Source organism: Succinimonas sp., from assembly GCF_045225735.1.
Lineage (GTDB): Bacteria > Pseudomonadota > Gammaproteobacteria > Enterobacterales > Succinivibrionaceae > Succinimonas.
In genome coordinates, this window is record NZ_JBGVBR010000290.1 from 1 (window position 1) to 5,743 (window position 5,743).

Here is a 5,743-nt window from a genome sequence, read left to right on the forward strand (position 1 = left end):
ACTCCGCATCTTCGGCGTCAAGAGAGGGAGCTCCGGCCAGGGGCTCTTCCCCGCAGGCTCCGGATCCCGAAACTCCCGCCAGGAACATGGCGCAAAAAATCCGGCTGAGCTTCCTCATGCGCTGCTCTCCGCTATGCTGTTCATCGCCATGCTGCTCTCTAAGCTGCTCACCACACTGTCCATCTGCTCACCGCGCTATTCACTGCACATTCCGGGATAAAAGGTTACATGATGGAGCGTTCTCCCGCTGTCATCATAGAAATCCCCCTCAGTCCGGCGTACCCGGCTGTAGGGAGCTTTCTTCTGCGCTACCTTGCGGCAGTAGCTCTCTCTGGCGCTCCGCCAGTACCTTTCAAAAAGCATCATTCTGGCAAAACGCGGCATTTCCGCATAAAGAGGATTGGCCACGGCGGTTACATATACCGTGCCGTCATCGGCAAACTGCACCTCCGTAATGCGGCCGAACTTGAAGTTATAGGGGATTTTGGCGGCATACTTCTTGCGGTAAAGAGACTCCAGCTCCGCCCGGGTGTAGTAGCTCTGCTGCGGGGCTGCCTTGCGGGATCCCGGTTTTCCGGAAGCCGCCAGAACTTCAGGGCCGGCCGCAAGCTGCGCTGCCATGAGAAGCGCCATAAGCCCCCAGGCGCGGAAAAAGCAGGAACGCCTCCCGGATCTCTTCAGTAAACTGACTGCCATTTTTCCCTCTCTTATTCCTCGCCCCTTTCTTTGTTTGCCAAAACCTTCCGGTACCCTGCCCGAGCCCCGCCTCTGAAACTAAGAGCCGGCACGAAAAAATTTGTTCCGGCTTCAGGGCAAACTTTATCATTATATGGGAGATTCTCCAAAAAAAATGGAATGAGAGCCACAAAGAGAAGCCCTGACAGGGTTCCTGTCAGGGCCGGAAGAAAGCGCCGGAAACGGGCTAATCAAAATCCCATGTGTCCCCGGGAAGCTTCTTCCGGAGGAGCTCCCGGGCCTCTGCTGCGCCGGAAATCGCCTGCTCCAGACTCTTCCGGTACATGACATCGCCCTCCTTTACCACGGTAAAAAGGTGCTCCTCGGCTTTATGAAAATACCGGAGCGCCAAAGCGGGATCCTGATCTGTTCCCTGACCCGCAAGGCACATCTGAGCCAGCCGGAGATAAACCGGGCCGGAGATCCGTTTCTCGGTATGTTCCTTAAAGCCCTCCCGGCAGCGCTGGTAAATGCTGAAGGCCTCCTCCAGGTTTTGTTCCACATAGTAGCCGTGGAAATACATGTCCCCGATTTTGTACAGGGAGATCAGCTGGCCCTTGAAGGCTCCCAGAGCAAAGAACTGAAAGGCCTTCTCATAGTCCGGCTCCCCGATCCGGCCATAGTAGTAGCAGTAGCCGAGATTTTCCTGAGCCCAGGGATTTCCCTGCCGGGCCGCCATGGTGTAGTAATAAACCGCCTTGTCAAAGCTCTGCGGAAAGCCCCGGCTGCCGTCATAATGCATGGCTCCCAGGGAATTCATGGCATGGTCATTCCCCTTCCGGATCTCTGACTCCATGAGCTCGGTCACGAACGCAATGATAAAATCCGGAAGAGGCTTCGGACAATCGCAGAGCATAATCTCATGAGCTGCGTTGTAAGGGGTATTGTCGCAGTAATCATAATCATCGCTGAAATCCTCATCAGCATCATAATCAGCGTCATTGCCCGTGAAAAGAGCGAGACGCCGGGCCAGCTCGGGATACTCTTTCCGGTCAAGCTTTTCATATGCGGCGGCGGCTTGGGCCTGTAACGCTTCAGTATCTGATGTTTTCGCAGCGCTTGCATTCTCATCGCTCATAGGCGAACTCCTTTTTTCTCTGTCCTTCGTTTTTTTACCAGCCGTTGCTTTTGCAGTGCTCAGAGGTCACATCCACGCTGAAAAGATACCGTTCCTCCTCGTAATAGATAAAGCGGTAGCTGTCCAGTTTGTCCACCATGCTGCTTCTCAGAGCCTGGTTCTGGCAGATATTCTTAAGGACGCCATAGGGGGTATGATCTCCGGACACCTTTTTGCTGAGCCGGAAAACATTGGTAATGACGCTGCCGGGGCCGGCGGAGATGTCAGAAAGCACCACATCCTCGGAAACCCTGAGGGGAAACTGCCGCCCCTCCCGCTCCCGGGGCAGGATGTTCAGAAAAAGATTCTTCTCGGTATAGTGTCCGTCGGGAGTGAACAGGGCCGGATCCCGGGGGACGTCATCCGCCCGCGCCGCAACTCCGGTTCCGAAAATCAGCGTTCCCGCGACTAAAGATATTATCGCTTTATACATTTTATTTAGCTCTTATATGACTAATTAATCATTTCTGCATTTCAGGGGCATTGTATCAGAAAAACCTGCCGGAATTTTGAAGAGAGAGCAAAAATAAGAGGCGGGTAACAGAAAGAGAAAAAAATCGGCAGCGGAAAGGACATGAGACTTAATCCCCCGTCATGAATAAGTCCGGCCAGAGCTCCGGGTAATCCCTGCTGAGGCGGGGGCCTCCCGTCTGCGGCCGGCTCCCTCTTATCATAAAAAGCTCATGCACCTCGGGAGGCAGCCTGCGATAGGCGGCAATCAGATGGGCCAGAAGGTTCAGAAGGCGGTTGTGGGCTTTGGCCGCAAGCTCCGCCTGTTCCCAGGGGGAGATTATCTCATGTAGGAACAGAAAACGGCGGCATACCTCCGTCCGGTCAAAAACCAGCCAGAGCTTCCAGTACATGCTCTCTCCGGGATTTCTCAAGGTGATGCTCTTCTGCAGCGTCACCGGAACCTCGTAGTCCTCCAGAAGCTTCATTAGGCCGCATTTTCGGAGCTCCCGGGAAAGCAGGTTAAGCTCCTTCTCGAAAATGAAGAGGAGATTCGGGATATCCCGGGCGATCAGAGGATCGGAACGGAGATGCTTCCGGAAGCGGTAAGACAGGGAATTCCGGGAAAACGGCCCCAGCCGCACGGGCTCGCAGTACTGCTGCCACAGCAGCGCATGATAGGCCCAGCCGGCTCCCTTTCCCATCCTCCGAAAAAGTCCCGCCGCATCCCGGGAATAAAATCTGATGTTTCGTTTTCCGCTGTCCATGGCATCCACCTCGCTCTCGGCTTCCGGAATATGATAAACCGCAGAAGAGGAGACACCTGTAAAATAAGCCTTAGAGAACCCCGCTAAGGCCGAAAACTTCCCCCTCCGGAGCGCTGGTCGGAATCATCTCCGGCAGTCTCCCGCTTCTGTTTCTGACTGTCCGAGGATCCCAGAGAGTTCCGGCGGTAATCGCTGGCGGCAAAGAAATTATAGATAAGGGGGAGGATGCCGAAATAGGAGCCGTGCAGGGTTGCATAAAGCCCCGGCTGATCCAACATGAACATGGAAGCGGTAAACAGCGCCAGTATAATGGTATTGGCGTAAACATTCACCCGGATCACGGTGATAAAGGTGGTTCTTACCCCCATGAGATAGAAAATACCGTATCCCAGAGCAGCGGTAACGGCAATGTTGGCCGCCAGCCACAGCGCCACCACGATGTACATGGAGATAAAAATGACCATGGGAGCGATGGTATAAGCCATGAACTGCAATCTCATGTACATCCGGGGGGAGTCGATCACCTCTCCGGGCATGATTCCCAGCTCCCGGTAGGAGATATCCGTGGTATTGACGCCGTTAAAAAGGCTTACGCGGTTCTTGCCGAAGGTTACATGAAAAACCATGCCTGACGCAGTATTTCCGGCGGTGAGGCTCCGGGGCAGATCCTGGCTTTCCGCCTGAGCTCCGTCGGGGTTGAAAAGCAGCACCGGCGTGCCCTCCGGGGTCTGGATGGAAACATATTTCCGGTGATTCTGATCCTCCTTGAATACAGTCTGTCCCGGCTGAGCCTCCAGAAACTCAAACTCCCAGTTTTTATTTACCGTAAAGCTGGGAAAGTCCTTAAGCAGGGTGCGGAGGTCGCTTTCCATATATGAAAATATGGTCACAGTGAAGTAGCAGGTGATAATCAGGGACGACAGCAGCACCGCCTCCAGAAAATACTTGGCGCTGACCCCGCGAAACCGGGATATCACCGAAACATAAAAGCGTCGGGAGCAAATGGCCAAAATGGGATAGTAGAACATCCTTCTAAAGAATCGCTTCATGATAAATCTCGACTGGGGGATCCGATCCGAAAACACCGCTTTCCGAAAAAACGCCGCAGACAATGCTGCGCTCTGATACTGCACCAGAATATTGTACCTGATTTCCTGCCGTTGTCTCAGGGGCTTTGCATTTTAAGCCGCATGAGGTGAAAACAGAGCTCCGGAAAACTGCGCCCCGGCGCGGAAGCGCAAAAAAATCCCGGAACAAATATCCGGGACTTCTCAGTCATTTTAAACCCCCCTTGATTCAGGGGAAAGCGAGGCGCGCCTGCGATTAGTTCGCAGCCTCGGGAGCCTGCTCGGCCTCGGCAGCCTGCTGAACTTCCTTGACCTCATTATTGGTCATGCCGCCGCCGTAAACAGCCTTCATGATACGCTCATAGGCTTCGGGAAGAGCGTTCATGAACACATCAAGAATCAGTCTTACGATGTTGGGATCAAAGGTGGAGGCGGCATTGGACATGTCGTTGGCCGCATTGCTCATGAGGAGATAGGGAATGCAGGCAGAGGCTGCAACGTCCTCAGCCGGGGAAACATAGTACTTAACTACCTTGTTCTCGCCATTGAGACGGGTGAGTTCCCTTTCAACGGCCACGCGATTGCCGTCATTAACAGCCTTGGGCTCCAGGAAGCATCTGATAACCACATAAGGGGTATCATCAAAAATAACCAGAGTCTGCAGGAGCTTGCCCTTTACATCCAGAAGGGTACGGTAGATTACAGAATGATATTCATCCTGAGCCTCTTCGGCCGGACGGAAAGCGGTAATCTTGTTATTTTTGAGCATTGCCTCAAAAAGTTCGGCATTTTTGTTCATTGCGGATTTCCTTTTAAGATCACTAGTCACCATGTATTGCGTGCATTGCGCTAACAATGACAATTATGGAATAACGGCCATTATGTCTCAAATGGGGCGGTAACTTATAAAACTGTGTCCGGTAATGTGACCTGGTACTTGTTTTTGCCGGGGATCGCCGCTTTCAGTCGCTGTCCCGGCCCGGAATCTGCCCGAGACTGCTATCAAAAGGCAGGCGCCGCAATAACGGAGCAGGAATCCTGTGATAAGTGCATTTGCCGGTATGAAGAATCAGGCCTGAAATCAGGCCGCATTGAAGTTTTAACAAAGCCTTTCGATAAGGCATTGATGATCCTTGCTCTTCGGGTCGTAGTTAATGCCAGCGAGAATGATATTTTTGGTGTATTTTTGGGTGTAGCGCCGGAAATACTCCTGTTTCTTAATCTGCTTAAGAGCTTCTTCGGCGGATTTCCCATATTTGAACTCAATCAGAATAAGCGGATCTCTGCCTCTCGCTGCTGGCTCATACACTAAATCCACTTTGCCTTTGCCCGCCTGATCCTCGCGGTGATAGTCATAATCATCAAGGGTTGACCACATGAGACCGGTTATAACACAGTAGGTAAGAGCTGACTCGGTGTTGTAATCATAGATTGATACCGCGGGTGAATTATGAACCTCCTGAATAAGCCGAGCCGTTTCGTCTCCGTCAAGAGCCTTGATGGCTTTCAGAAGCTGCTCGGAACGCTTTATGGTCTCCATGCGTTCATACCAGTCCTGTTCTTTGACAATATCCAGCAAAGCTGATTTTATTTCGGCATTCGGAACA

Annotated in this window: 7 protein-coding genes; all 7 read right to left on the reverse strand. The window is 52.6% G+C overall.

All coding sequences use genetic code 11. The features are described 5' to 3' along the window. Nucleotides 1-195 precede the first annotated feature (195 nt). On the reverse strand, nt 196-696 hold the full coding sequence (locus ACJROR_RS10505; RefSeq protein ID WP_406547011.1) for a hypothetical protein: 501 nt from the start codon (nt 694-696) through the stop codon (nt 196-198). Nucleotides 697-922: 226 nt separating this feature from the next. Further along, the gene (locus ACJROR_RS10510) at nt 923-1,813 is read right to left on the reverse strand and encodes a tetratricopeptide repeat protein (RefSeq protein ID WP_406547012.1); all 891 of its coding nucleotides are present in this window, start codon (nt 1,811-1,813) and stop codon (nt 923-925) included. A gap of 34 nt (nt 1,814-1,847) precedes the next feature. Then, nucleotides 1,848-2,285, reverse strand: coding sequence for a hypothetical protein (locus ACJROR_RS10515; RefSeq protein ID WP_406547013.1), 438 nt, complete (start codon nt 2,283-2,285; stop codon nt 1,848-1,850). Between the two features lie 148 nt (nt 2,286-2,433). Beyond that, nucleotides 2,434-3,069: a hypothetical protein gene (locus tag ACJROR_RS10520; protein WP_406547014.1), complete on the reverse strand. Its 636-nt coding sequence runs from the start codon at nt 3,067-3,069 to the stop codon at nt 2,434-2,436. Between the two features lie 83 nt (nt 3,070-3,152). Beyond that, nucleotides 3,153-4,118, reverse strand: coding sequence for a DUF1189 family protein (locus tag ACJROR_RS10525; RefSeq protein ID WP_406547015.1), 966 nt, complete (start codon nt 4,116-4,118; stop codon nt 3,153-3,155). Between the two features lie 274 nt (nt 4,119-4,392). Next, entirely contained in the window at nt 4,393-4,935 is a 543-nt protein-coding gene (locus tag ACJROR_RS10530; RefSeq protein ID WP_406547016.1) for a hypothetical protein, read from the reverse strand. Between the two features lie 300 nt (nt 4,936-5,235). Further along, the coding region (locus ACJROR_RS10535; protein ID WP_406547017.1) for a PD-(D/E)XK nuclease domain-containing protein at nt 5,236-5,743 on the reverse strand (508 nt) is incomplete at its 5' end.

Bases quoted from the DNA above. Each gene is read 5' to 3' on its own strand.
- ACJROR_RS10505 (WP_406547011.1), bottom strand. From the start codon at position 696: ATGGCAGTCAGTTTACTGAAGAGATCCGGGAGGCGTTCCTGCTTTTTC.
- ACJROR_RS10510 (WP_406547012.1), bottom strand. From the start codon at position 1,813: ATGAGCGATGAGAATGCAAGCGCTGCGAAAACATCAGATACTGAAGCG.
- ACJROR_RS10515 (WP_406547013.1), bottom strand. From the start codon at position 2,285: ATGTATAAAGCGATAATATCTTTAGTCGCGGGAACGCTGATTTTCGGA.
- ACJROR_RS10520 (WP_406547014.1), bottom strand. From the start codon at position 3,069: ATGGACAGCGGAAAACGAAACATCAGATTTTATTCCCGGGATGCGGCG.
- ACJROR_RS10525 (WP_406547015.1), bottom strand. From the start codon at position 4,118: ATGAAGCGATTCTTTAGAAGGATGTTCTACTATCCCATTTTGGCCATT.
- ACJROR_RS10530 (WP_406547016.1), bottom strand. From the start codon at position 4,935: ATGAACAAAAATGCCGAACTTTTTGAGGCAATGCTCAAAAATAACAAG.